Source organism: Bradyrhizobium roseum (assembly GCF_030413175.1).
In the GTDB taxonomy this organism is placed as follows: domain Bacteria; phylum Pseudomonadota; class Alphaproteobacteria; order Rhizobiales; family Xanthobacteraceae; genus Bradyrhizobium; species Bradyrhizobium roseum.
On the sequence record NZ_CP129212.1, the window covers coordinates 7,080,810 to 7,104,771 of the forward strand.

Annotated in this window: 22 protein-coding genes; 7 read left to right on the top strand and 15 right to left on the bottom strand. The window is 63.8% G+C overall.

Translation table 11 applies throughout. The features are described 5' to 3' along the window. Positions 1–4: 4 nt before the first annotated feature. From pstC to QUH67_RS33630, 9 genes are all read right to left on the bottom strand, one after another. Positions 5–1,003: a phosphate ABC transporter permease subunit PstC gene (pstC, locus tag QUH67_RS33590; protein ID WP_407080382.1), complete on the bottom strand. Its 999-nt coding sequence runs from the start codon at positions 1,001–1,003 to the stop codon at positions 5–7. A gap of 150 nt (positions 1,004–1,153) precedes the next feature. Next, on the bottom strand, positions 1,154–2,164 hold the full coding sequence (gene pstS, locus QUH67_RS33595; protein WP_300944256.1) for a phosphate ABC transporter substrate-binding protein PstS: 1,011 nt from the start codon (positions 2,162–2,164) through the stop codon (positions 1,154–1,156). A gap of 395 nt (positions 2,165–2,559) precedes the next feature. Further along, positions 2,560–2,796, bottom strand: coding sequence for a thioredoxin family protein (locus tag QUH67_RS33600; RefSeq protein WP_300944258.1), 237 nt, complete (start codon positions 2,794–2,796; stop codon positions 2,560–2,562). A 14-nt stretch (positions 2,797–2,810) separates the two neighbouring features. Then, on the bottom strand, positions 2,811–3,872 hold the full coding sequence (locus tag QUH67_RS33605) for a permease (RefSeq protein ID WP_300944260.1): 1,062 nt from the start codon (positions 3,870–3,872) through the stop codon (positions 2,811–2,813). Continuing rightward, positions 3,869–4,951 (bottom strand): ATP-grasp domain-containing protein, encoded by a 1,083-nt coding sequence (locus QUH67_RS33610; RefSeq protein ID WP_300944262.1) that lies wholly within the window; start codon positions 4,949–4,951, stop codon positions 3,869–3,871. The genes QUH67_RS33605 and QUH67_RS33610 overlap by 4 nt, the downstream gene beginning before the upstream one ends. A gap of 443 nt (positions 4,952–5,394) precedes the next feature. Beyond that, positions 5,395–6,687 (bottom strand): ATP-binding protein, encoded by a 1,293-nt coding sequence (locus QUH67_RS33615; protein ID WP_300944264.1) that lies wholly within the window; start codon positions 6,685–6,687, stop codon positions 5,395–5,397. Positions 6,688–6,728: 41 nt separating this feature from the next. Beyond that, a complete protein-coding gene (locus QUH67_RS33620) occupies positions 6,729–7,790 on the bottom strand; it encodes a lysylphosphatidylglycerol synthase domain-containing protein (RefSeq protein WP_300944266.1) in 1,062 nt (353 codons plus the stop codon). Between the two features lie 280 nt (positions 7,791–8,070). Next, positions 8,071–8,367: a hypothetical protein gene (locus QUH67_RS33625; RefSeq protein WP_300944268.1), complete on the bottom strand. Its 297-nt coding sequence runs from the start codon at positions 8,365–8,367 to the stop codon at positions 8,071–8,073. A 2-nt stretch (positions 8,368–8,369) separates the two neighbouring features. Continuing rightward, the gene (locus QUH67_RS33630) at positions 8,370–9,764 is read right to left on the bottom strand and encodes an OmpA family protein (protein WP_300944270.1); all 1,395 of its coding nucleotides are present in this window, start codon (positions 9,762–9,764) and stop codon (positions 8,370–8,372) included. Positions 9,765–9,932: 168 nt separating this feature from the next. Between QUH67_RS33630 and QUH67_RS33635 the strand changes: the two genes are divergently transcribed. Together QUH67_RS33635 and QUH67_RS33640 are read left to right on the top strand one after the other, a co-directional pair. After that, positions 9,933–10,991: a polysaccharide deacetylase family protein gene (locus tag QUH67_RS33635; RefSeq protein ID WP_300944271.1), complete on the top strand. Its 1,059-nt coding sequence runs from the start codon at positions 9,933–9,935 to the stop codon at positions 10,989–10,991. Between the two features lie 102 nt (positions 10,992–11,093). Then, positions 11,094–11,894, top strand: a complete 801-nt coding sequence (locus QUH67_RS33640; protein WP_300944273.1) for an SDR family oxidoreductase — start codon at positions 11,094–11,096, stop codon at positions 11,892–11,894. A gap of 177 nt (positions 11,895–12,071) precedes the next feature. Here the strand turns inward: QUH67_RS33640 and boxB are convergent, their stop codons facing one another. From boxB to QUH67_RS33660, 4 genes are all read right to left on the bottom strand, one after another. Beyond that, the gene (gene boxB, locus QUH67_RS33645) at positions 12,072–13,508 is read right to left on the bottom strand and encodes a benzoyl-CoA 2,3-epoxidase subunit BoxB (RefSeq protein ID WP_300948267.1); all 1,437 of its coding nucleotides are present in this window, start codon (positions 13,506–13,508) and stop codon (positions 12,072–12,074) included. 19 nt (positions 13,509–13,527) lie between these two features. Then, complete coding sequence (gene boxC / locus QUH67_RS33650) at positions 13,528–15,216, bottom strand: 2,3-epoxybenzoyl-CoA dihydrolase (RefSeq protein ID WP_300944275.1); 1,689 nt, start codon at positions 15,214–15,216, stop codon at positions 13,528–13,530. 148 nt (positions 15,217–15,364) lie between these two features. After that, positions 15,365–16,174, bottom strand: a complete 810-nt coding sequence (locus QUH67_RS33655; protein ID WP_300944276.1) for an alpha/beta fold hydrolase — start codon at positions 16,172–16,174, stop codon at positions 15,365–15,367. Positions 16,175–16,208: 34 nt separating this feature from the next. Beyond that, a complete protein-coding gene (locus tag QUH67_RS33660; RefSeq protein ID WP_300948268.1) occupies positions 16,209–17,750 on the bottom strand; it encodes a benzoate-CoA ligase family protein in 1,542 nt (513 codons plus the stop codon). Positions 17,751–17,863: 113 nt separating this feature from the next. Between QUH67_RS33660 and QUH67_RS33665 the strand changes: the two genes are divergently transcribed. The 3 genes from QUH67_RS33665 to QUH67_RS33675 all read left to right on the top strand — a co-directional run bounded on the left by QUH67_RS33665 (position 17,864) and on the right by QUH67_RS33675 (position 19,553). Continuing rightward, positions 17,864–18,790 carry a helix-turn-helix transcriptional regulator gene (locus QUH67_RS33665; protein WP_300944277.1) on the top strand — a complete coding sequence of 309 codons (927 nt, stop codon included), beginning with the start codon at positions 17,864–17,866 and terminating at the stop codon, positions 18,788–18,790. A 149-nt stretch (positions 18,791–18,939) separates the two neighbouring features. Next, on the top strand, positions 18,940–19,299 hold the full coding sequence (locus QUH67_RS33670) for a PilZ domain-containing protein (protein ID WP_300944279.1): 360 nt from the start codon (positions 18,940–18,942) through the stop codon (positions 19,297–19,299). A gap of 26 nt (positions 19,300–19,325) precedes the next feature. Then, on the top strand, positions 19,326–19,553 hold the full coding sequence (locus QUH67_RS33675) for a hypothetical protein (RefSeq protein WP_300944280.1): 228 nt from the start codon (positions 19,326–19,328) through the stop codon (positions 19,551–19,553). Between the two features lie 24 nt (positions 19,554–19,577). Here the strand turns inward: QUH67_RS33675 and QUH67_RS33680 are convergent, their stop codons facing one another. Continuing rightward, on the bottom strand, positions 19,578–20,066 hold the full coding sequence (locus QUH67_RS33680) for a GNAT family N-acetyltransferase (protein WP_300944282.1): 489 nt from the start codon (positions 20,064–20,066) through the stop codon (positions 19,578–19,580). A 1-nt stretch (position 20,067) separates the two neighbouring features. Beyond that, a complete protein-coding gene (locus QUH67_RS33685) occupies positions 20,068–20,859 on the bottom strand; it encodes an IclR family transcriptional regulator domain-containing protein (RefSeq protein WP_300944283.1) in 792 nt (263 codons plus the stop codon). Positions 20,860–20,951: 92 nt separating this feature from the next. On the opposite strand from QUH67_RS33685, the gene QUH67_RS33690 reads away from it, so the two are divergent. Further along, on the top strand, positions 20,952–22,310 hold the full coding sequence (locus QUH67_RS33690; protein WP_300944285.1) for an aromatic ring-hydroxylating dioxygenase subunit alpha: 1,359 nt from the start codon (positions 20,952–20,954) through the stop codon (positions 22,308–22,310). Positions 22,311–22,521: 211 nt separating this feature from the next. Beyond that, positions 22,522–23,958 carry a glutamine synthetase family protein gene (locus QUH67_RS33695; protein WP_300944286.1) on the top strand — a complete coding sequence of 479 codons (1,437 nt, stop codon included), beginning with the start codon at positions 22,522–22,524 and terminating at the stop codon, positions 23,956–23,958. Positions 23,959–23,962: the final 4 nt, after the last annotated feature.

Here is a 23,962-nt window from a genome sequence, read left to right on the forward strand (position 1 = left end):
AATCTTAGCTCCCCGCCTTCTTTTCCAGCCGCATCAGCATCAGGCGCGCGGCCGCCAGGACGAAGAAGGTCAAGACGAACAGCAGCAGGCCTAGCAGGATCAGGCCGGATTGATGCAAGCCATCGCTCTCGGCGAACTCGGAAGCGATCGCGGCGGAAATCGTGGTGCCCGGCGCGAAGATCGAGGACTGGATCTTGAACGAATTGCCGATGATGAAGGTCACCGCCATGGTCTCGCCGAGCGCACGGCCGAGCGCCAGCATGATGCCGCCGATCACGCCGACCCGGGTGTAGGGAATGACGACGTTGCGGACGACTTCCCAGGTGGTGCAGCCGACGCCATAGGCCGCTTCCTTCAATACCGGGGGCACCGTCTTGAAGACGTCGACCGAGATCGCGGTAATGAAGGGCAGCACCATGATGGCGAGGATCAAGGCCGCGTTGAACAGGCTGAGATAGGACGGCGGACCCGCGAAGATGGTTCCGAGCACCGGGACGCCGTCGAACACGGAAATCATGAACGGCTGGAAATTGTTGGCCAGGAACGGGCCCAGCACGAAGAAGCCCCACATGCCGTAGATGATCGAGGGTATCCCGGCGAGCAGTTCGACGGCAAGCCCGATCGGACGACGCAGCCAGATCGGACAGATCTCGGTGAGAAACACCGCAATGCCGAGGCCGACCGGAATGGCGATCATCATCGCGATCACGGAGGTGATCAACGTGCCGTAGATCGGACCGAGCGCGCCGAGAACCGGCGGATCGGCCGACGGCGCCCAGCGCTGCGTCCACAGGAAGGCCGCGCCGTACTCGCGCATCGCCGGCCATGCGCCGACGATCAGCGATAGAATAATGCCGCCGAGGATGAGGAGAACCGAGATCGCGCAGGCGCGCGTAATCCAGTAGAAGGTGACGTCGCCGAACTTGAAGGCGCTGAGCGCCCTCGCACGATCGTAAGGTCCGGCAGCATCCATTACGTCGCGCTCAACCGCCATTTCTGCCACGCCAATCCCCTGTACTTATAGCCCAATGACCCGGACGTCGGTGCACGGCTTTTTTGGGCTCGCGCATTTTTCTTGCCTCTCCTATCCCGAGAGGGGTGCTCAACCCGGCCAAGACCGGGTTGAGCGAGCTTATTGTGAGGCACTTGCCGATCAGCTCTTGATGTCGGCCGACCAGGTCTTCTCGATCAGCTTGACCACGGGCTCCGGCATCGGAATGTAGTCGAGCTCCTCGGCCATCTTGTCGCCCTTCTCGAAAGCCCATTTGAAGAACTTGATCGCTTCCTTGGACGCCGCCTTGTCGGTGGCATCCTTGTGCATCAGAATGAAGGTCGCGCCGGTGATCGGCCACGACGCTTCGCCGGGCTGGTCGGTCAGGATGACGAAGTAGTTCTTGGCGCCCGCCCAGTCGGCATTGGCAGCCGCAGCTTGGAAGGCCCCGATGGTCGGCTGTACGGTCTTGCCGGCCTTGTTGATCATCGCGCCGTAGGTCAGCTTGTTCTGCTTGGCGTAAGCGTACTCGACATAGCCGATCGAGTTCTTGGTCTGGCTGACATTGCCTGCAACGCCTTCATTGCCCTTGGCGCCGACGCCCGTCGGCCACTCGACCGCGGTGCCGGAACCTGCCTTCGTCTTCCACTCGGCATTGGCTTTCGAGAGGTAATCGGTCCAGAGGAACGTGGTGCCGGAGCCGTCAGAACGGCGCACGACCGTGATGGCGTCGGCAGGTAGTTTCAGCTTCGGGTTGAGCTTGGCAATCGCCGGATCGTTCCAGGTCTTGACCTTGCCGAGATAGATGTCGCCGAGCAGCTCGCCGGAAAACACCAGTTCACCCGGCTTGATGCCTTCAAGGTTCACCACCGGCACCAGTGCACCCATCGCCTGCGGCCACTGAATCATGCCTTCCTTGTCAAGCTGTTCCGGCTTGAGCGGCATGTCGGAGGCGCCAAACGTCACGGTCTTGGCCACGATCTGCTTGATGCCGGCGCCGGAACCGATCGACTGATAGTTCAGGCCGTTGCCGGTCTCCTTCTTGTAGGCATCGGCCCACTTCGAATAGAGCGGGAACGGGAAGGTCGCGCCCGCGCCGGTAATGTCGGCAGCGAATGACGACGTCGAAGCGGCGACCAGGCCGGCAGCGACGATAGCTTTCATGAAATTCATGGTTGGTCTCCATCTGGTGAGCGAAGCGCTTGTTGCGCCCGATAGCGCTCACTTGCCGCTGGTCTAGGAGCGGTCGATAGAGCTTTTACGAAGGTTCGATGACAGTTGGATGACACTGCCAAGCCATTGAAATATCTTGAATTTAATGCCTAAGCCGCCCTTTGCCTGGGGAAATCCGGCGCTGAAGGCTGTCGGTTTTTTGTGCACTTTTAGAGGACGACCGGGCCGGCGTCAGCCAAGGATCGCGATCCCGATTACGCCGGATCCAAGTCCGTCGGGAACTTATGCTTTTCTGTTGAGTAAGCCGTCGAAATCTCGGCTTCCTTGGTGCTGGCGAGATTACCGTGCAAGCAAGACGCCGCGCCGTGACCTCTTATTCGAGACGCGCGGCCCCTTCAGGCGCCCAGCCATGTGGCGAGGTGTTCCGGCTTGGGCAATCCGCCGGCATGCACAACCTTGCCGTCCACGACCACGCCCGGCGTCGAGGCGATGCCGTAACCGGCGATCGCCGCGTAGTCGGTCACTTTCTCGATTGTGACGGGTACTCCCAGCCTGTCCGCTTCGGCCTGCACCATCTCGGCCGTAGCGACACAACGTTTGCAGCCCGGGCCGAGCACCTTGACGTCTTTCATGGATCCCCCTCGTTTCAGTTGAACAGCAGGTTGAACAGTAACCCGACCCCAAGGATGCCCGTCCCGACAACGCCGACGAAGACCGCTATGAGCTTCAGACTCAATACCTTGCGCAGGATGATCATCTCCGGAACCGACAACGCGATCACCGACATCATGAAGGCGAGCACGGTCCCGAGCGCCGCCCCCTTGGCAAGCAGGGCTTGAACGACCGGGATAATGCCGGCGGCGTTCGAGTACATCGGAATTCCGATCAGGACCGCGGCCGGTACCGACCACCAGGCGCCCTGTCCCATGATCGAGGCGAGCAGGTCCGACGGTACGTACCCGTGAATCAACGCCCCAATGGCGATGCCCGCGATGATCCAGGGCCAAACCTTGCCGACGATCTCGCGCACGGCTTCGATACCCGTCTTGATACGATCAACAGCGGTGACATCTTCCGGCGGCAGTTCGGCTGCGCTCGCGCGGATGTTGCGAACCCATTCTTCCAGCCAGTTTTCGAGATGCAGGCGGCCGATCACCCAGCCTGCCGTAATCGCGACGAACAGGCCGAAGCCGAGATAGGTGAGCGCCACTTTCCAGCCGACGAGCCCGAACAAAAGCCCGAGCGCCACCTCGTTCACCATCGGGGCCGAGATCAGGAACGAGAAGGTGACGCCAAGGGGAACACCGGCGCTGACGAAACCAATGAACATCGGCACCGCAGAACACGAGCAGAATGGGGTGAGTACCCCGAGACCAGCCGCCAGCACGTTGCCGGCGCCTTCCCGCTTTCCGGCAAGAAGCGCGCGCGTCTTTTCCGGCGAGAAGAAGCTGCGCACCACTCCCATGCCGAACACCACGAGTGTCAGCAGCATCAGGACTTTCGGCGTGTCGTAGACGAAGAAGCTGAGCGCCTCGCCAAGGTGGCTCTTGGGATCGATGGGCGCCAACGACACGACCCATTGCGAAAACGGAACGAGCTGACTGTACACCAGGCCCCAGAGCAACAGGGCGACGATCGTCCCGCCGACCCACTTGGCGGTCGAAGGGCCGGTGCGAGGCGCGCGTTCGGTGATGGACCCCAAGCTCATGCGGCGTGTCTTTCCGAGGCCGAAATCGTGAACACCGGCGCGAACCCACCGCCTGCCGTCCGGAAATTCGTGGTCTGGCCCTGGTAGAGGCGCGCCGCCGTCAGAAGAAGCTCGCCGTCATAGACGTAGAGCCGGACGTCGGTCTTGCGGGCCTCGCGCGTGCCGTCGAGCTTGACCATCCGTTCGCCGGGAGCCGCAAAATCCTGAGCGACGTATCCGCCCTTGATCACCTCGGCCCACACCCCCTTCGTTATCTTGTCGCCGCGATAGACGCCCTTGCTGCCGTACCCGCTGACCGGCTTGAAGAACAACGTCTTCCTTCTCTCCCAAAGGTGAGCTGCATTGTCGGACGTGACGACCGCCGTATGGGGCACCCCGGAAAGATCTTCGGCCATCGCCGACGAAAGCCCCCAGCCGCGCAGCGCCGCCCTATCGGAGAGCAGTCCGAGATTGCGCTTGTCCGCATACAGAGCGTGCACATGCGGATTGGGCGTAACCACGACGGCGTTGTCGAGATAGGCCGCGCGCAACGCCTCGTGCCCGGGGCGATCAAGGGAAAAATCCACCAGCCGGTTGTAGACGAGATCGATCGGGCGACCATCGATCGACAGTTGACCCCGCGCGTAACTGAGCTGTCCGGCATCGGCAATGACCGCCTCGATGCCGTGCTTCGCAAAGAAGCGCTGGGCCAACACGAATTCCGGGTAGAGATACTGTTCTTCGGGCCGATCATCGACGATGGCAACCCGCTTCAGCGCGGCGGCCCGGCGCTGGAGGTTAAACTCATGCTGGAACATGCGCAGCACCGCCGATTCAAAATTGACGTTGCTGGTTTTCCCCAGAGCGGCTTCGATCTCTGTACAGCAGGCCCGCTGCGCATCCGCCAGCAGTGCATTGAGGAAGGCGCCGCCCGCATTGGTATTGACCTCGATCAGCCTGGCGCCCGCCGTGCCGACATGGAAATCGAAGCCCATGAAGGCACCGCGCGGCCCGAAATCATGCCGCGCGAACTCCGGCGCCCAGGACAACGCGGCGTGCTGATAGCCCGGCAATCTGGTCGCGGCCTCGATCGCCCGCACGATGCGAAGCATCTCAATCGTCTCGGATTCCGAGATGAACACAGGCGCATTTGAAAACAGATGCGGGCGCGCCCGGATGAACGTCGCACAGAACTCCGCGTCTCCAACCGTCCGCTCCAGCGCGTCGCACAGGGCGTCGCGATCGAGCGTGACGCAGAAGCACTCCTGATTCAGAAGCTCGGAGATCGATCGGGCGTCCACCGTCGAAGCATTCATCTGTCCGTCCTCTGTCACCCGTTCCACCGCCAGCGCGATTCCCTGTCCGCCGCCAATGCAGAGCGCGACCACGCCCCGCGGGCTTCCGTCGCGTTGAACCGGGGAGCAAAGGGCATCGGATTGTGCCTTTCATTCCCTTCGGATCGCCTCCTGAAATCCTTAACGATCCTCGGCAGGCCAACCCTTGTTCTAGGTCAATGTGGGCGAAATGAACCTGGACGGCCGCTTCAAGAAACGGGTTTCGGCTGGGGAAAACATGCGGAAAAAGTCGCACCGTTTTTCGGCACGCTTTCGATCAGGAGCCGGCCCCTGTGGCGGATAAGGATATGTTTCACCAGAGATAAACCGAGCCCGGTTCCACCCTGTGCGCGGCTGTCGCCGACATCGACCCGGTAGAAGCGCTCGGTCAGCCGCGGCAGGTGCTCGGGCGCGATGCCGGGGCCGAAATCCCGGACCTTGATGCGGATTTCCGGCGCGCCTTCGCTGGAAGTGGCCCGGGTCAGGGAGACGATCACCCGCCCGCCCGACGCGCCGTATTTGAGCGCGTTCTCGATCAGGTTCTCGAACAGCCGCAGCAGTTCCTCGCGGTCACCCGCGATCGTCACGGGCTCGGCCGGCAGGTCGATCTCGATCTCGACCTGGCGTTCCCTGGCCAGCGGCTCCAGGCCGTCGGCAACCTGGCGGATGATCGGCACGATATCGACCGACACGTCGGGCCGGACATGGGCCGACAATTCGACCCGCGACAATGACAGCAGATCGTCGATCAACCGCGCCATCCGCGTTGCCTGGGTGTGCATGATGCCGAGGAAGCGTTCTCGCGCCTTGGCGTCTTCCTTGGCGGGACCCTGCAGCGTATCGATGAAGCCGGACAACGCCGCCAGCGGCGTGCGCAGCTCATGGCTGGCGTTGGCGACGAAGTCGGCGCGCATTTCCTCCACCCGACGCAGCGGCGTCTGGTCGTGGAAGGTCATCAGCATGCATTTCTCGGTGCCGCCGAACAGCGTCGGCACCGGCACCGGCGTGATGATCAATTCCATCCACCGGTCGACGGGCACCTGGTCGAGATAGGTCGCCCGGCGCGGCTCGGTGGTCGCGATCGCCTCGCGCAGCGCGGTGATGATCTCCGGCGAGCGCAGCGCGAACTGCGCCAATTCGTTCTTGCGCAAGGCCGGCGCAAGCTGGGCTGCCGCGGCATTGAGGTGCAGGACACGGCCAGCACGGTCGAGCAGCACGGCTGGATCGGGCATGCCGGCGACGACGGCGCGGACGGCCGCGGACTCCACGGGGCTGACGGCGCGGGCGTCGTCACGGGAGACCGCCACATGGTGCAGCCGCCACGGCACCAGCGCGGCGGCGGCGATGCAGATGAATACTGCCACCGCGCGCGCCAGCGAGAGATCGGCCAGCAGTACGAGCGCGCACAGCGCAAGGCCCGCGGCGAGCAGGATGATGGCCGAATGCCGCAACCGGTCCGGCCACGGAGCAAAGAAGGAGGAACTGGAATCTTCGATCGCCATGACGCAGGCTTTCCTTTGCTTGCAAAGCCCCTGCTGCGGCGTCAGGTGCCCGTGTCGCCGCGTTCGCGCACATAGACGGCGGCCTCATGCCTCGCCGGCTCGGCATCGGCACCATGCGCCGGCTTGCGCAGGCGCTTCGATCGCATTCCGATGATAATCTCTCTAAGCGTCAGCAAGATTACAGATATGACAAAGGGTCCGATATAATACAGGACGCGGAACAGCAGCATGCCGGCGAGCAGGTCTTCCCGGTCCATCTGCCACAATCCGACCAGCATCGCGGCGTCGAAAACGCCGAGCCCGCCCGGCGAATGGCTGGCGAATCCCAACAGCGTGGCGGAAACGAAAATCACCGCCACCACGATAAAGCCGAGTTGGGGCTCGTCCGGCACCAGCATATACATCGCCAGCGCGCAGAACCCGAGATCGACGATGCCGATGGCGATCTGCAACAGCGTCAGCGGACCGCCGGGCAGCGTGACCGTCCACGGTCCGCGGCCGACCCCGCGCGGCTGGACCCAAACCCAGGCCACGTAGCCGACCAGTCCGAGCAGGATACCGAACGCCGCCAGCCGGTTGAGCCAGACCGGGAGCTGATCGATCGAGGCCGCGGCTTCCGGGTGATAGGCGATACCGAGCCCGAGTACGGCGGCATTGCCGAGCCAGAAGGTGAGCCCGGCGAGAAAACAGATCTTGGCGACGTCGATCGCATTCAGCCCCCAGGCCGAATAGATCCGGTAGCGCACCGCGCCGCCGGTGAAGACGCTGGCGCCGACATTGTGGCCGATCGAATAGGAAGTGAAGGCGGCCAGCGCATTGACGCGGTAGGGAATGTGGCCATGGCCGATCGCGCGGACCGCGAACCAGTCGTAGAAGGTGAGGGTGAAATAGCCGGCCGCCACGAACAGCGCCGCCAGCGCGATCTGGCGCGGCTCGGTGCGCTTGATGGCGTCGATCACCTCGTTGGTGTCGATGCCGCGGAGCATGTGATAGAGCACGTAGCACGCAACGGCGATCACCGCGACGCTGATCAAGAGCCCGAGCTTGTGCAGGACCTGCTTCTGGCGCAGAAACGATACCGTCCTGCGTATGGCTTCCAGCATCGACACCTCGACTTGCGCTTATACGACGACGGTTATGGCGTGACCCCCGCCGGCGCTACGCTGCTCCCTGATCCCTTTGGTAGCGCGTTTTGAGCCGGAGTGGAATTCGCCTGACGACAATAAAACACGCTTCTTCAACACATTAGGCGCAGCCCATGGCGGTAGAAGTACGGTTTTGCCGCATTCCAGCGGTTGCGCTGCCGCTCCGGACCATAGTCCGAACCGGTCAACAACCCGTGACAATAACCGCGGAGATGAAGCCGGCCGGTTCATGGTGCGGTCAGGCCGGAGGCGCGCTGCGCGCGACGACCCAGTGGCGCAAGCAGGATCCGACCACGCAGCCGCAGAGATAGAGCGCGAACATGATCAGCCCGAGGTCGAGCCAGTAGCCGAAGCGGCCCGGCACCACGCGAGCCAGCGCCACGCCGACCAGCGCCGCGACCAGGACCGAAAGCGTCCAGCGCAGCTTTCCCGTGACGCCCTCGCCGTGCTGGACAACGGATATCCAGCCCATGGCGAATCCGAGGAGCACCGACGCCAGCAGCCATCCCCAGTAGAATGTGGTCAGATAGGCCATGCTCACTTCACCACGAAATCGATACGGCGGTTCTGCGCCTTGCCCTGGTCGGTATCGTTGCCCGCGATCGGCTGCGTGGCGCCATAGCCGACCGCGCTGAACCGGTTGGCCGGCAGCCCCGCATTGACCAGGTAGTCGGCGACGGCCTGGGCACGCTTCTCGGACAGCGCCTGGTTGGCCGCCTCATCGCCATCGGTGTCGGTGTGTCCCGATATCTCGATGTTGGCGGTCGGACAGCGCAACGCGGTTTCGATCAGGCGGTCGATCAGGCCGGCGGAATCCGCGACGATGTCGGCCTTGCCGGATTCGAAGCGGATCCGGGCCTTGCCGAGCAGATCGCTGAATAATTGCTGGCAAACCGTCGCATCCACCGGCGCCGCGGCCGGCCTGATCGAAATTTCAGGCTTGAACTGCCAGCCCTGCGGAAAGTCCTTGCCGAGGCCGGCGCGGATCTGGCCGGCGGCGGCTTCATAAAGCGCATCGCCCGACAGCTTGACCTCCCGGTCGGAGACCACGAGCGTGCCGGTCGACAGCCGCGACAACGCGCCGAGCGCTGGCACCACCGCGCTGGCAAACCCTGCCGGGGCGCCGACGCTCTCCTTGAGGTTGTCAACGACCTTTTCCCTGAAGAACTTGCGTCCGGCCGCGGCCACCAGCGCGGCGTGGGCGTTGCTGTCGGGCGCATTGCCGGTCAGCGTCAGCGTCACCGCGACTGGATCCTTGTAGGCCTGGAAGATGTAAGGCGGCGCCTTGACATCGTTGGCCGCCACCGAAAAGCCCTCGGGCAGGTTTTTCAGCGCTGCGGCGATGGCTTCGCGGCCACCGAGTTCGCGCGCCATGCCGGACAGGCTGACCTGGTTGTCGGACAGGGTGATCTTGCCATCCTTCAGCTTGCCGATCTGATCGAGCAGCAGCAGCGCGGCATTGTCGAAACGCGGCGGCGCTCCGCGCGACAGCCCCATCCGGTCCACCACTTCGACGCCGCCGAGGTTGGCGCGCGCCGCCTCCATCAGGCGGCCCTTGATCGCCGGCAGCGGCGAACTGCCCGAGAGCGTCACCCGCAGCACGTCGCGTTCGGCCGACCAGACGAACGGCTTTGCTTCCGGAACGAGCCTCGTTTCATCGTTGACCAGCCGTACGCCCGGGACGGCTTCCACCGCCGCGACGACCCTCTGCCGGCCATCTTCTGCGAAAGCATCCGCGGCCAGCGTCACGTCGCGGCCCGCGACCGTGATCCGCCGCTTGTCGAGGATCGCGTCCTTGAGCGCCGCGGTCGAACGCTGTGCCAGGTCGGCTTCAAGCGGGTCGGTGCTGGTCCAGGCCGCGATAGCCCAAAATATGACCAACGGAATGACGCCCAGCCACCATTTGCCGCTCCACCTGGATAGTCCGCGCATACGAGTTCCCGCCGGGGTCTGGAACGCAGAGAAAACAAACCCTTGCGGGGCTGTCAAACCCGAAATGCCGCAGGGGCCGAAGAGCTCCCAAATAGGCCCGGCTAACAGTTTCTTCAGCGGTCTTTCGCTACTTTCGCCCCGCAAATAACCGGGCAGCCCCGCATCTCGATGAAACTGCTTCGCAACACCGTCATCCGCGCCGGACTGGAAGCGCTGTACTTCTCCGGGGCGCATTACCTGCTGCGACCAATCTTCGCAGGCGTCGGCGTCATCTTCATGCTGCACCACGTTCGCCCGCGGCGCGACGGCGCGTTTCAGCCCAACCATCACCTCGAGGTCGAGCCGGAGTTCCTGCGCGCGATGCTGGCGCATCTTCGCAGCCTGGATATCGACATCGTCACCATGGACGAGGTTCATCAGCGGCTGCAGGCGCGCGATTTCTCGCGGCGCTTCGCCTGCTTCACGCTCGACGACGGCTATCGCGACAACCGCGACTTCGCGCTGCCGGTGATGCGCGAATTTGACGCGCCCATAACCGTCTACGTCACGAGCGATTTCGCCGAAGGCACCGGCCGGTTGTGGTGGGTCGCGCTCGAGCGGGTGGTCGCGACGGCGTCAGCAATCGAGGTCCCGATATCAGGCGTCAAGACCCGCCTCGACGCCGCGACGCCAGCGGCGAAGCAAGCCGCCTTCGATCGCGCCCACGACTGGCTGCGCGCGCTGCCGACCGAACACGACATGCAGCGTGAAATCTCCGCGCTATGCGCGCGACATGAGGTCGATGAGACGGCGATCGCCCGCGAGCTATGCTTGTCCTGGGAGGAATTGAAGGCGTTCGCGGCCGATCCCCTGGTGACGATCGGCGCACACACGGTCACGCATTGCAATCTGGCGCGGCTGAGCGAGGAGACCGCCTCGTTCGAACTGGCCACCAGCCGCGCGCGGATCGAAGCCGCGTTGCAGCGGCCGGTGCTTCATCTCGCCTATCCCTATGGCGACCGCGTCGCGGCGGGCCCGCGCGAATTCCGCCTGGCGCAAACCGCCGGCTTCAAGACCGCGGTCACGACGCGGCCGGGCATGGTCTTTCCGGAAAGCGCCGGGCACATGGCTGCGCTGCAGCGGGTTTCGCTCAACGGCAACTACCAGGACGCCCGCATCCTCCCGGTCCTGACTTCAGGCGCCGCCACCGCGATGTGGAACGGCTTTCGCCGCATCGACGCGGCGTAGCTCTTAATTCCCTTTTTCATTGTGGTAGAAGGAATAGCAGCCCCTTCCTTGACTCGCCGCCCTGCCCCGCCCAAAACCTCCGGCAAGACAATGGAGGAACGCATGTTCAAGGATCTGTTTTCGCTCAACGGCCGCGTCGCGCTGATCACGGGCGGCTCGCGCGGGATCGGCAAGATGATCGCGGCCGGCTTTCTCGCGCAGGGCGCGGCGAAGGTCTACATCACCGCGCGCAAGGCCGGTCCCTGCGAGGCGACCGCGAAGGAGTTGACCGCCGCCTATGACGGCGAATGCATCGCGCTGCCGATCGACATCTCGACCGTCGAAGGCTGCAACAAGCTCGCCGGCGAATTCATCAAGCTGGAGCCGAAGCTCGACATCCTCGTCAACAATGCCGGCGCGGCGTGGGGCGCCGAGTTCGATGAATTCCCGGAAAACGGCTGGGACAAGGTCATGGACCTCAACGTCAAGTCGCTGTTCTTCCTGACCAAGGCGCTGGCAAAACCGCTGCGCGCCGCGGCCTCGCACGAGCGGCCCGCCAAGGTGATCAACATCGCCTCGATCGACGGCATCTTCGTCAACCCGGGCGAGACCTATTCCTACGGTGCGAGCAAGGCGGCCGTGATCCATCTGACGCGGCGCATGGCGACAAAGCTGGTCAAGGACAATATCAACGTCACCGCGATCGCGCCGGGCGCGTTCGCGTCCGACATGAACCGCGCCGCGCGCGACCAGTCGGACGAACTCGCCAAGCGCATTCCCTCGCGGCGCATCGGAACCGTCGAGGACATGGCAGGCATTGCGATCTACCTCGCCTCGCGCGCCGGTGACTACGTCGTCGGCAACACCATCGCGGTCGATGGCGGCGTGGTGTACGCGAACGCCGGGCTGGAGATTTCGGGGTAATAGCTGCGGCGGGGCGCGGTGCGCTCCCTCGCCCCGTTCTTCACGGGGAGAGGGTTGGGGTGAGGGGGGCTCTCCGCGAGTGGTACCTTATCGATAGACCTGTACCCTCTCACCCGGATTTCACGCTTCGCGTAAAATCCGACCTCTCCCCGCAAGCGGGGCGAGGTTAAGAAACCATCACGTCTCGATCTTCACGTACTCGAAATCGCCGGGCTTGTTGTCGATGCCGACCTTCGGCGGCGAGATCCAGTTGGCGTAGGCACCCACTTCAGTGACCGGCTTCATCAGCGAGGCGATGAAGTCGCCGTCGTTGCTTGACGGCAACCACTCGTTCTTGCGGGCATTCCAAGTGGCGTCGTCGATCAGGATGCCGTCGGGTGTCGCGTGGATATTCTTGAATTCGCCGATCTGGCGGTGGAATGCGACGTCCGGCAGCGCCAGCTTGAACTGATAGCCCGCGGTCGAGATCACCTTGTTCCAGCGCAGCAGGCCCTTGACGCAATCCTGCGTGTAGTCGTCGCGCAGCCGCATGTTGAGCGCGGTCAGCGCCGGCTCGTCTACGCGCTTGATCACGCCGTCGACCAGCTTGAGCACCGGATAGGTGGCGTTCTTGAGCTGGTGGTCGTCGTCGATCTGGGTTTCCTTGTAGCGCCCCTTGATGCCGGCATTGAAGGCGTTCGCGGCGTTGGTCGAGACCTCCGAGCCGAACAGATCGAGCGACAGCGAGTAATGCAGGTTCAGCTTCTTCTGGATGGTCGGCAGGTCGATGACGCCGAGCGCGCGCACTTTGGCGACATCGGTGGGATCGGTGATGCCGGCTTCGCGCATCGCCTCGCAGGTACGCTGCACGACGCGGCTGATGCCGGTCTCGCCGACGAACATGTGATGCGCCTCTTCGGTCAGCATGAAGCGGCAGGTGCGCGACAGCGGATCGAAGCCGGACTGCGCCAGCGAATGCAGCTGCATCTTGCCGTCACGGTCCGTGAAGTAGGTGAACATGAAGAACGACAGCCAGTCCGGCGTCGCCTCGTTGAAGGCGCCGAGCATGCGTGGGCTGTCGGCGTCGCCGGAGCGGCGGCGCAACAAATCGTCCGCCTCCTCGCGGCCGTCGCGGCCGAAATACTTTTGCAGCAGGTAAACCATCGCCCAGAGATGGCGGCCTTCCTCGACATTGACCTGGAACAGGTTGCGCAGGTCGTAGAGCGAGGGCGCGGTCTTGCCGAGATGGCGCTGCTGTTCGACCGAAGCGGGCTCGGTGTCGCCCTGGATCACGATCAGGCGGCGCAGCGTGGCGCGGTGTTCGCCGGGGACTTCCTGCCAGGCCGGCTTGCCGTAATTCTCGCCAAAGGGAATCACGCGGTTCTCTTCCTGCGGCGCCAGCAGGATGCCCCAGCGATATTCCGGCATCTTCACATAGTCGAACTTGGCCCAGCCGCGCGGGTCGACCGAATAGGCGGTGCGCAAATAGACCAGCGACTGCTGAAAGCCTTCCGGCCCCATGTCGCCCCACCAGTCCATGTAACCGGGATGCCAGCCCTCGAGCGCCTTCAGCACCTGGCGGTCTTCGCTGAGATTGACGTTGTTGGGAATCTTGGTCGAGTAGTCGACGTTCATGAAGTTCATGGCGTGCTCCTTAAACCCGCGTCATATCGAACTGCGCCTTCTGGCCGGTGCCGTAGCGGCGCAGCGCGCCGTCTTCGCCGACCGCGTTGGGGCGCTGAAAGATCCAGTTCTGCCACGCCGTCAGGCGCGAGAAGATTTTCGATTCCATGGTCTCGGGACCGACGAAGCGCAGATTGGCTTCCATGCCGGTGAGTCCGTCGGGCGAGAACGACGTGCGCTCCTCCAGGAACACCCGCACCTCGTCGTCCCAGTCGATGTCGTCGAGCGCGAAGGTAACGAGACCGAGTTCTTCGGCCTCTTCCGCATCGAGCGTCGTGCCGATGGTCGCCTCCGCGCGCTCCAGATCGGACGGATCGGCCTGAAAGCGCGACTGCAGCCGCGTCAGGCCATGGCTCATCGGATAGGGACCGAAATTCATCGCGGTCAACTGGATCGCGGGCGGCGCACGGTTGTCGCCCTGGCGCGACCCGATCAGCATGTAGGAGCGATCGGCGGCGAACACGAGTTCGGCGAGCGTGCCGGCAAAACACGAGCCGGGCTCGACCAGCGTCACCAGCGTGCGCGAGGTGACGTCGATGCGCTTCAGCACCCGCTTCCAGTAGTGCCTGATCTCGTTGACCAGCCAGTGCGCCTTGTTGGCTTCGAGGAAGGCGTCGCAGGCCACCACATTGGCGGCATCGCCATGGCTCTTGAACACCAGCATCGCGAGTTCGAGCTCGTTGATGCGCAGGTGCAGGATGGCGTCGTCGAGCTCGCGCGCCACCTGCAGCGGCCAGAACGACGCACCCTGCGCGATCAGGCCGTCGATATCGGCGGGCGGCGCGGCCTCCGGCGCCTTGATCGAGATGGTCGCGATCCGCGCAGCGCGATCGATGTCGACATTGACAAGACCGTAGCGGATGCCGCTGTCGTCGATGGTGCGGTTGAGCGGCGAAAGCGTGATGCCCTTGCCATTGCCGTTGCGCTTCGAGGCGGCGGCAAACTCCCTGGCGCGATCGGCGACTTTGCCTTCCAGTTTGCTGTTCGGCACGATCTCGTCGACCAGCCGCCATGCGACGGCGCGTTTGCCCTTGATGCCTTCCTCGATGGTGCAGAAGAAATCCGCATGATCGCGGCGCACCTTCCGCTTGTCGACGACGCGCGTCAGGCCGCCGGTGCCGGGCAGCACCGCCAGCAGCGGCACTTCCGGCAGCGACACCGCGGCGGCGCCGTCGTCAGCCATGATGATGTGATCGGTCGCCAGCGCCAATTCATAGCCGCCGCCGGCCGCGGTGCCGTTGACGACGGTGATGAAGCGCTGTCCGGAATTTTCGGAAGAGTCTTCCAGGCCGTTGCGGGTCTCGTTGGTGAACTTGCAGAAATTGACCTTGTGGGCGTGTGTGGCGCCCGCCAGCATGCGGATATTGGCGCCGGCGCAGAACACCCGGTTCTTGCCCGAACGCATCACCACCGCCTTCACCTCGGGATGCTCGAAGCGCAGCCGCTGCACGACGTCGGCCAGCTCGATGTCGACGCCGAGATCGTAGGAATTCAGCTTAAGCTGATAGCCCTCGAACAGGCCGCCATTCTCGTCAACGTCCATGGTCAACGTCGCGACGTCGCCCTCGACCCCCAGCTTCCAGTGCCGGTAGCGCGACGGATCGGTCTGGAAATCGATGTATTTCGCGCCGCCCGCGAGGACGCGATCTTCGCCGGCCATGAGCCACCCTTGAGTGTTTATTGATCTTATCGATATGAACAATAATGCATGTTTTGGAATTCGTCCAGCTCACATTGCCAAAATATGCATTTTCTTTCATCTTCTGGATCGGGCGACTGGCCAGCAACCTGGCGGTCCCGCTGGCACTTCAGGCCGCCGAGGCACCGTCCGCCCGGAGCGCCGCTGCCGCGAAATCGGCGATCACCGCCAGCGTCTCGCCCGCCGCCTCGCGGTGGGGGGAATGGCCAGCGCCGGCAAGGACAGTGACATCGACCGGGCAATAGCACTCCTGCTGCGCGATCTCGACCTGACGCATGGTGCCGTACTGATCCTTTTCGCCCTGGAGGATCGCTATCGGCACGCGGATATAGGCGAGGTATTCGGAGATATCCCACTCGCGGAATTTCGGATCGAGCCACGCGCCGTTCCAGCCATAGAAGGCGTTGTCGACATCCTTGTGCCAGCGCGACAGCTTCTCTTTGAGGTTGGTGGTCTCGTAAGCAGTCTTGATCTCTGCGATCGAGGCCACCGAAACATCCTCGACGATGAAATGCGGGGCGATCAGCGCCAGGCCCTGGATACGATGATCCTCGTTCGAGCCGGCATAGATCGCCGCAATCGAGGCGCCGTCGGAATGGCCGAGCAGCATGCCGCGGCGAAAGCCGATCTTGTCGAGCAGTTTTGGCAGCACGTCGAGCGCCTCGACATGCATATAGTCGAGCGGCCGCGGCAGCTTTGCCGGCGTCGAATGGCCGTAACCGACGCGCGAATAAGCGAATACGCCGGCGCCGGTCGCAGCCTGAAGCTTTTCCGGAAAGTCCCCCCATAGCCCGGCGGAGCCAAGGCCTTCATGCAGCATGACGATGGTCGGCCCATGCTCTGGCGACGGGCCGATCATGCGGTATTCGAGATGGGCGGCGCCGATGGTGAGGAAGCCCGTGGGGGAAAGGGTGGTCATGTCGTTGTATCCACTTGCTCCGTCATGGCCGGGCTTATTGGTTTGCACCATCGCGCAGCTTGAACCGTTGCACCTTCCCCGTCGCGGTCTTCGGCAATGAATCCACCACGTCGATCCAGCGCGGATATTTCCACGGGCCGATCTTCTGCTTGACGTGCTCCTTCAACGATTCATGCAGGCCGTCGGTTTGGCTGTCGGCGCGCAGCACGACGAAGGCCTTCGGCTTCAACAGTCCTTCCGGATCGGCCTCGGGCACGACGGCGGCTTCCAGCACGGCCGGGTGCGTGATCAGCGCGCTCTCGACCTCGAACGGCGAGACCCAGATGCCGGAGACCTTGAACATGTCATCGCTGCGGCCGCAGAAGGTGTAGCGGCCCTCGGCGTCGCGCGTGTATTTGTCGCCGGTGTAGGTCCAGTGGCCCTGAAAAGTCTGGCGGCTCTTGCTGCGCTGGTTCCAGTAGCCTTCGGCAGCCGACGGCGCCTCGACCAGCAATTCGCCGACTTCGCCGTCGGGCACCTCATTGCCGGCCTCATTGACCAGCCGCACCTTGTAGCCCGGCACCGGACGGCCGGACGAGCCGTATTTGATATCGCCGGGCGCGTTGGACAGGAAGATGTGCAACAGCTCGGTCGAGCCAACGCCGTCGAGAATGTCGGCGCCGAACCGCCCCTTCCAGGCATTGCCGACCGATTCCGGCAGCGCCTCGCCGGCCGAGGTGCAGATGCGCAGCCGCGTGCCGGCGCGCGCGTTCTTTTGCGCCTCATCGTTGAGCATCGAGGAGAACAGCGTCGGGACGCCGTAGAAGATGGTCGGATTATATCTGTTCAGCAATTCGAACATCCGCGCCGGCGTCGGCCGGTCGGCGTTGAGAATGGTGCTGGCGCCGACCGACATCGGGAACGTCAGCGCGTTGCCGAGCCCATAGGCAAAGAACAATTTCGCCGCGGACAGGCAGACATCGCTTTCGCGGATGCCGAGCACCTGGGCCGCATAGGTATCCGCGGTCGCCTGCAGGCTGGAATGCAGATGCCGCACGCCCTTGGGCATGCCGGTCGATCCCGACGAATAGAGCCAGAAAGCAGGCTCCTCCGCATGCGTCGGCGCGGTGTCGAACGCGTCGCTTTCGTCCGCGAGTTCGTCGGCGAGTTTCTTGTGGCCGAGCGCATCGTTGCCGGAAACCACGACATGCTCGAGATCGGGCATGCGCCCGACGATGTCTTTCACGACCGGATAGAGCGCTTCGGACACGAACAGCACGCGCGCGCGGCAATCCGCCAACACATAGGCGTATTGATCCGACGTCAGCAGCGTGTTGAGCGGCACCGGCACGATGCCGGCGCGGATGGCGCCGAGAAACACGGCGGGAAAATCCACGGTGTCGAGCATGATCATCGCCACGCGCTCTTCGCGGCGGACGCCGAGCCGGCGCAGCATGTTGGCGACGCGGCAGCTCTGCTTCTGCAGGTCGCCATAGCTGAGTTCAGAGACGGTATCGGTGAAGGCGAGCTTGGCGCCGCGGCCTTCCCTGACATTGCGATCGAGCAGCCAGGTTACCGCATTATACGAACCGGACATGCCGCCCACGACGCTTCTCCCCGCTTTTAGAATTATAATTCATACAAAGCCACCGGCTGCGCTTGCTGTCAATCCTCATCGGCATTATGTTTCCGGAATCCATTCATCCCCGCATGCAAAGCCGAACGAGGGCAATGACCGAGGCAAGCGACCCCGAAGCCGGCTTTCTCGAGCAGCTCGGCCAGCGTGTGCGCACCATGCGGGCGCTGCGCGGCATGTCACGCAAGGTGCTGGCGAAAGTGTCGGGGATTTCCGAGCGCTATATCGCGCAGCTCGAAAGCGGCAAGGGCAATGTCTCGATCGTGCTGCTGCGGCGCGTGTCGAACGCGATGGGCGCGCATCTGGAAGACCTGATTCCCTCCGCCGAACCGGCGCCGGACTGGGCCGTGATCCGCGACCTCCTGCGCAAGGCGACGCCGCCGCAGATCGCCAAGGCCAAGGACGCGCTCTCTGGCGACAGCCTTTCGGCGCATCGGCGGATGTCGTTCTCCGGCATCGCCTTGATCGGCCTGCGCGGCGCGGGCAAATCCACGCTCGGCAAGATGCTGGCGAAGAAGATCGGCTGGCAATTCGTCGAGCTCAACAAGGAGATCGAGGCGCAGAACGGCTTGTCCGTCGCCGAGATCATCGCGCTCTACGGCCAGGAAGGCTTTCGCCGCATGGAGCAGACGGCGCTGACACAATTGCTGGCGCGGAAAGAGCTGATGGTGCTGGCGACCGGCGGCGGCATCGTCTCCGAGCCGCTCACCTTCGAGCTGATCCTGTCGTCGTTCTACACCATCTGGCTCAAGGCCGAGCCGGAGGAGCACATGGCCCGCGTCCGCGGCCAGGGCGATCTGCGCCCGATGGCCGACGACCGCTCGGCGATGGCCGAGCTGCGCAACATCCTGGTCAGCCGCGAACCGCTCTACGCCCGCGCCTCCGCCGTGGTCGACACCGCGGGGCTTTCGGTCGATGCCGCGGCGGCCCGGCTCAGCGATGCGGTGGCGCCGCTGCTGCACGACAAGCACGCGTTCGGGCTGCGCAGCGCGGCTTCCTGAACGGCAATTCTTGCTGAATCTACTGCGCGAGGCGTCTCCCGCCTTGGTTGCACCGCACACGCATTAACCACCGTGCAAAACTCATGCGAGCACACGCTGCATCACACCCTCTAATTGTGTTACCGAATCGTTAATCGATTGGAGGAACCATGCTTGAGCGTCGTCAGCATCCGAGAAATCGCGTCTATTATGGCGGCGTGATCGCATTCAACGCACGCCAATCGACACTCGATTGCATCGTGCGCAATTTCAGCCCGCACGGCGCGAAAATCGAGTTCGAGAATGCGGCGATCCTGCCGGATCGCGTCGAGTTCGACGTCGTGCGCAAGGGGCTGTCCTGTGCGGCCCGCCTCGCCTGGCGCGACCAGAACAGCGCGGGCCTGACGTTCTGCGAGGAGCGCGAAAGGGGCACCGTCGTCACGCTGGATTGGGCGCGCAAGCTGCGCGACAGCGAACGCGCCAATCGCCGGCTGAAATCGCGGCTCGATCAGCTGCTGAACGAGTATTGAGGGATGGCGGTGTCCGGTGCGAGCCCATGAGCAGCGCTGAAAGCGACGACGCCTTCCTCGCCGCCACGAAGCCGCAAAAGGCAAGGCGACGGCCGCTGCGCAGGATATTGCTGGCGCTGCTGACCCAGTATGTGATCATCGCGACCATCGTCGGCCTGTCGGTCGCGGCAACGCTGCACTTCGTGGTGACGCCGAAGGTCGTAGCCCAGTTCGAGGCGATCGAAGCCGCGTTCAAGCGATTGCCGGGGCGATAGCGCGTACGAAATACGGATGCCTCTCTATCCGAGCGTGCCGAAGGCGGGAGCATATTGAATGCTCCCTGTGAGCGCCGGCAGGTCGCTCCCTCCAATTGGGATGGCCATCAAATGCGGCCCTGCGAATGGCGACGAGAAGCCGCTCGCCTTTCCAACATTGAATCCAAAACGTCGATAGAACGCGGGATCGCCGAGAACAAAGATACCCCGCCACCCGGCGGCCTCGCTGTGCGCAATCCCTTCACGGATCAACTGGTCGGCGATGCCTGCCCGCCGATGTTCGGGCAATACCGCGACGGGGCCGAGCGCCAGCGCGGGAAATGGCGCGTTCATCCGCGAGAACATGGCATGACCGGCGATAATGCCGCCCTCCACGGCGACCAGCGAAAGCACGGCATCACCAGCCGCACGCAGATCCTCGACCAGCCGCGCTTCGTCGCGGCGGCCGAACGCAATTTCTTCGACGATACGGATCGCCGCAATGTCGGCGGGTGTTTCGAGCCGGACCATCATTTCACACCAGCATCGCCTTGACCGAGGCCGCCGCTTCGCGCAAGCGCGGCAAGAAGCGTTCGACCATCTCCTCCGACGACACGCGATCGACATGCGCGCCCATATTGATCGCGGCGACGATGACGCCGTCATAGCGGCGGACCGGCACCGAGATCGAGCGGAAACCCGGCTCGGCTTCACGGTCGACCAGCGAATAGCCTTTCGCGCGATCGGCGATGATCGCCTGTTGCAACTTCTTCCTGTCGGTGACGGTGAGCGGCGTCAATTGCACCAGATCCATCCTGTCCAGCGCCGCGGCCAGTTCGTCATCCGACAGGCGCGACAGCAGCACACGGCCGACGGACGTGCAGAACGCCGGCAAGCGGTAGCCGATATCGATACCTGAGGAAAATACCCGCGTCGGGCTGGCGCGCGCGATGAAGACGACCTCGTTGCCGTCGAGGATCGCCATCGACGAAATCTCCTGCGCCTCGCCCGACAGTTTATCGAGCGCGGGCTGTAGCACCGAAACGACGTGATTGGACGCCAGATAACTCGACGCCAGCAGCAGCACGCGCGGCGTCAGGCGAAACAGCTTGCCGTCGGTCGCAACGAAGCCGGCGTGTTCGAGCGTGAAAAGAATCCGCCGCGCGGTAGCGCGCGCCAGACCGGCGGCCTTGGCGAGATCGCTCAACGTCATCGGCTGCTGGCCGGCGCCGAACACCTCCAGCACCCGCAGGCCGCGATCGAGGCTTTCGACAAAATCCGTCGCGACGCGGTTGTTTGCGTCCTCGGTGCGCTTAAGCTTGGGCATCGCTGCCTCCAAAATCCGCTTGCCTCACAAACAGCCTACGTTAAAATCGCACAGAAGTTCAATAGGCGAACAAACTCACGGAGACCGTCGCCATGATGAGCCAGGAAGCCAACGACCTGATCACCCGCACCGGGCGCAAGGACCCGTGCGGCAAGCTGATGCGGATGTACTGGCAACCGGCGGCGCTGGTCGACGAGTTGCAGGGGCCGCGGCCGGTACGCCCGGTCAGACTGCTGGGCGAGAACCTCGTTCTGTTCCGCGACGAGCAAGGCCGCTACGGCCTGATCGACCGCCACTGCGCGCATCGCGGCGCTGACCTCGCCTTCGGCCGGCTGGAGAACGGCGGGCTGCGCTGTTCCTTCCATGGCTGGCTGTTCGACGTGTCCGGCCAGTGCCTGGAAACGCCCGCGGAGCCGAAGGATTCGAACCTGTGCCAGGGCATCCGGCAGCGCTCCTATCCCGTAGTGGAGAAGGGCGGCATCCTCTGGGCCTATCTCGGCGAAGGCGAGCCGCCGGCGTTTCCGGAGATCGACTGCTTTGTCGCGCCCGATAGCCACACGTTCGCATTCAAGGGCCACATGAACTGCAACTGGCTGCAGGCGCTGGAAGTCGGCATCGACCCGGCGCACGCCTCGTTCCTGCATCGCTTCTTCGAGGACGAGGATACGTCCACCGCTTACGGAAAACAGTTCCGCGGCGCGTCTGCCGGCAGCGACATGCCGATGACGAAGATTTTGCGCGAATACGACAACCCGATCATCAATGTCGAGCACACCGAATACGGCCTGCGGCTGATCGCGCTGCGCGAGCTGGACGAAGAGCGGACGCATGTGCGCGTCACCAATCAATTATTCCCGCATGGCTTCGTGATTCCGATGAGCACGGAGATGACGATCACGCAGTGGCACGTGCCGGTCGATGACGAGAACTGCTACTGGTACGCGATCTTCACCAGCTATACGGCGCCGGTCGACAAGAAGAAGATGCGCGACCAGCGGCTCGAACTGTACGAGCTGCCGGACTACACATCGCGCAAGAACAAGAGCAACGATTACGGATTCGATCCGCACGAACAGGCGACCGCCACCTATACCGGCATGGGCGCCGACATCAACGTGCACGACCAGTGGGCGGTGGAATCGATGGGTGCGATCCAGGACCGCACCAACGAGCACCTCGGCACCTCGGACAAGGCGATCGTGCAATACCGCCGCCTGCTGCGGCAGGAGATCGAAAAGGCTTCCGGCGGCGAGAAGCCGATGCTGTTCCTGGATGCCGCACATGCGCGCAGCATTCAGGGCCCGGCGACCATGGACGGGATCGGCCCGACGCAGGGGTGGGAAATCTTCTGGATGGAAGTCGACGTCAAACGCCGCCGCGGCGCGCCTTGGGCCGCGCCGGTGCCGAGCGAGATCGCCGGCAAGATCCGGCATCTGTCGGCGGCGGAGTGATGTTCTTCTTCCGACCGACGGTGCGGGCTTTACCTCGCCCCGCTTGCGGGGAGAGGTCGGATCGCGCTTGCGATCCGGGTGAGGGGGTACAGGTCCATCGACTGGCATCAACCGCGCAGAGAGAGCCCCTCACCCCGCCCCTCTCCCCGCAAAGAACGGGGAGAGGGAGTAACGCGCACCGCTTTCCTCACAACGGCGTGGGAGCAGCGCGTTGAGTTTCGTCGAACGTCACGGCCTGTGGTCGAAAGAACAGCAGGAAGCCGCCAGCCAGCTGCGCAAGATCGTCGAAGAGAAAAACCTCGAAGTCATTCGCCTCTCCTTCCCCGACCAGCACGGCATCCTGCGCGGCAAGACACTGGTCGCCAGCGAAGCATTGGAGTCGCTGGAAAGCGGCTGCTCCATCACCACGACCATGCTGGCCAAGGATACCTCGCACAAGACGGTGTTCCCGGTGTTTACGGCCGGCGGCGGCTTCGGCATGAAGGAAATGGAGGGTGCCGCCGACGTGCTGATGGTCGCGGATCCCTCGACGTTTCGTGTACTGCCTTGGGCGCCGACCACCGGCTGGCTGCTGTGCGACCTGCATTTCAACGACGGCCGCCCGGTGCCGTTCGCCACGCGCAACCTCTATCGCAAAGTGATCGATCAACTCGGCAGCCGCGGCTACGATTTCGTTGCGGGGCTCGAGGTCGAATTCCACCTCTTCAAGCTCGATGACGCGCACATGGCGCCCGAAGATGCCGGCCAGCCCGGGCGGCCGCCTTCGGTCAGCCTGCTGTCGCACGGCTATCAATACCTGACCGAGCAGCGCTACGATCAGATGGAGCCGGCGCTTGAAATCATCCGCCGCGACGTGCTGGCGCTCGGCCTGCCGTTGCGATCGGTCGAGGTCGAGTTTGGCCCGAGCCAGTGCGAATTCACCTTTGCGCCGACTAGGGGGCTGACGCCCGCCGACAACATGGTGCTGTTTCGGTCAGCCGTGAAGCAGATCGCGCGGCGCCACGGTTTTCACGCCACCTTCATGTGCCGGCCGAAACTGCCGAACGTGTTTGCTTCCGGCTGGCACCTGCACCAATCGATCGTCTCGCGCGCGGGCGGCGAGAACGCCTTCATGGCCAAGGATGGCGGCGAAGCGCTGAGCCCGTTTGGCCGTTTCTATCTCGCCGGACTGCTGGCGCACGCCCGCGCCTCCACCGTATTCACCACGCCGACCATCAACGGCTATAAGCGCTACCGCTCCTATTCGCTGGCGCCGGACCGCGCGATCTGGGGTCGCGACAACCGCGGCGTCATGATCCGCGTCCTCGGCGGCCCTGGTGACCCCGCCACGCGGCTGGAAAACCGCATCGGCGAGCCGGCCGCCAACCCCTATCTCTACATGGCTTCGCAGATTCTCTCCGGACTCGACGGCGTCGACCGCAAGCTCGATCCCGGGCCGTCGGCGGACACGCCTTACGAGACCAAAGCGGCGCTGCTGCCGAAGAGCCTGCGCGAGGCGGTGTTCGCGCTGAACGACGATCCCTTCTTCCGGCAGGCATTGGGCGCGGAGTTCGTGGATTATTACGTCCACATCAAGAACGCGGAGATCGAGCGATTCCAGGCCGAGGTATCGGACTGGGAGCACCGCGAATATTTCGAGATGTTTTGAGCGA

Bases quoted from the DNA above. Each gene is read 5' to 3' on its own strand.
- QUH67_RS33640 (WP_300944273.1), top strand. From the start codon at position 11,094: ATGTTCAAGGATCTGTTTTCGCTCAACGGCCGCGTCGCGCTGATCACG.
- QUH67_RS33660 (WP_300948268.1), bottom strand. From the start codon at position 17,750: ATGTCCGGTTCGTATAATGCGGTAACCTGGCTGCTCGATCGCAATGTC.
- pstS (WP_300944256.1), bottom strand. From the start codon at position 2,164: ATGAATTTCATGAAAGCTATCGTCGCTGCCGGCCTGGTCGCCGCTTCG.
- QUH67_RS33680 (WP_300944282.1), bottom strand. From the start codon at position 20,066: ATGATGGTCCGGCTCGAAACACCCGCCGACATTGCGGCGATCCGTATC.
- QUH67_RS33685 (WP_300944283.1), bottom strand. From the start codon at position 20,859: ATGCCCAAGCTTAAGCGCACCGAGGACGCAAACAACCGCGTCGCGACG.
- QUH67_RS33605 (WP_300944260.1), bottom strand. From the start codon at position 3,872: ATGAGCTTGGGGTCCATCACCGAACGCGCGCCTCGCACCGGCCCTTCG.
- QUH67_RS33620 (WP_300944266.1), bottom strand. From the start codon at position 7,790: ATGCTGGAAGCCATACGCAGGACGGTATCGTTTCTGCGCCAGAAGCAG.
- boxB (WP_300948267.1), bottom strand. From the start codon at position 13,508: ATGAACGTCGACTACTCGACCAAGATTCCCAACAACGTCAATCTCAGC.
- QUH67_RS33635 (WP_300944271.1), top strand. From the start codon at position 9,933: ATGAAACTGCTTCGCAACACCGTCATCCGCGCCGGACTGGAAGCGCTG.
- QUH67_RS33625 (WP_300944268.1), bottom strand. From the start codon at position 8,367: ATGGCCTATCTGACCACATTCTACTGGGGATGGCTGCTGGCGTCGGTG.
- QUH67_RS33655 (WP_300944276.1), bottom strand. From the start codon at position 16,174: ATGACCACCCTTTCCCCCACGGGCTTCCTCACCATCGGCGCCGCCCAT.
- QUH67_RS33600 (WP_300944258.1), bottom strand. From the start codon at position 2,796: ATGAAAGACGTCAAGGTGCTCGGCCCGGGCTGCAAACGTTGTGTCGCT.
- QUH67_RS33665 (WP_300944277.1), top strand. From the start codon at position 17,864: ATGCAAAGCCGAACGAGGGCAATGACCGAGGCAAGCGACCCCGAAGCC.
- QUH67_RS33670 (WP_300944279.1), top strand. From the start codon at position 18,940: ATGCTTGAGCGTCGTCAGCATCCGAGAAATCGCGTCTATTATGGCGGC.
- QUH67_RS33630 (WP_300944270.1), bottom strand. From the start codon at position 9,764: ATGCGCGGACTATCCAGGTGGAGCGGCAAATGGTGGCTGGGCGTCATT.
- QUH67_RS33690 (WP_300944285.1), top strand. From the start codon at position 20,952: ATGATGAGCCAGGAAGCCAACGACCTGATCACCCGCACCGGGCGCAAG.
- QUH67_RS33675 (WP_300944280.1), top strand. From the start codon at position 19,326: ATGAGCAGCGCTGAAAGCGACGACGCCTTCCTCGCCGCCACGAAGCCG.
- QUH67_RS33615 (WP_300944264.1), bottom strand. From the start codon at position 6,687: ATGGCGATCGAAGATTCCAGTTCCTCCTTCTTTGCTCCGTGGCCGGAC.
- boxC (WP_300944275.1), bottom strand. From the start codon at position 15,216: ATGGCCGGCGAAGATCGCGTCCTCGCGGGCGGCGCGAAATACATCGAT.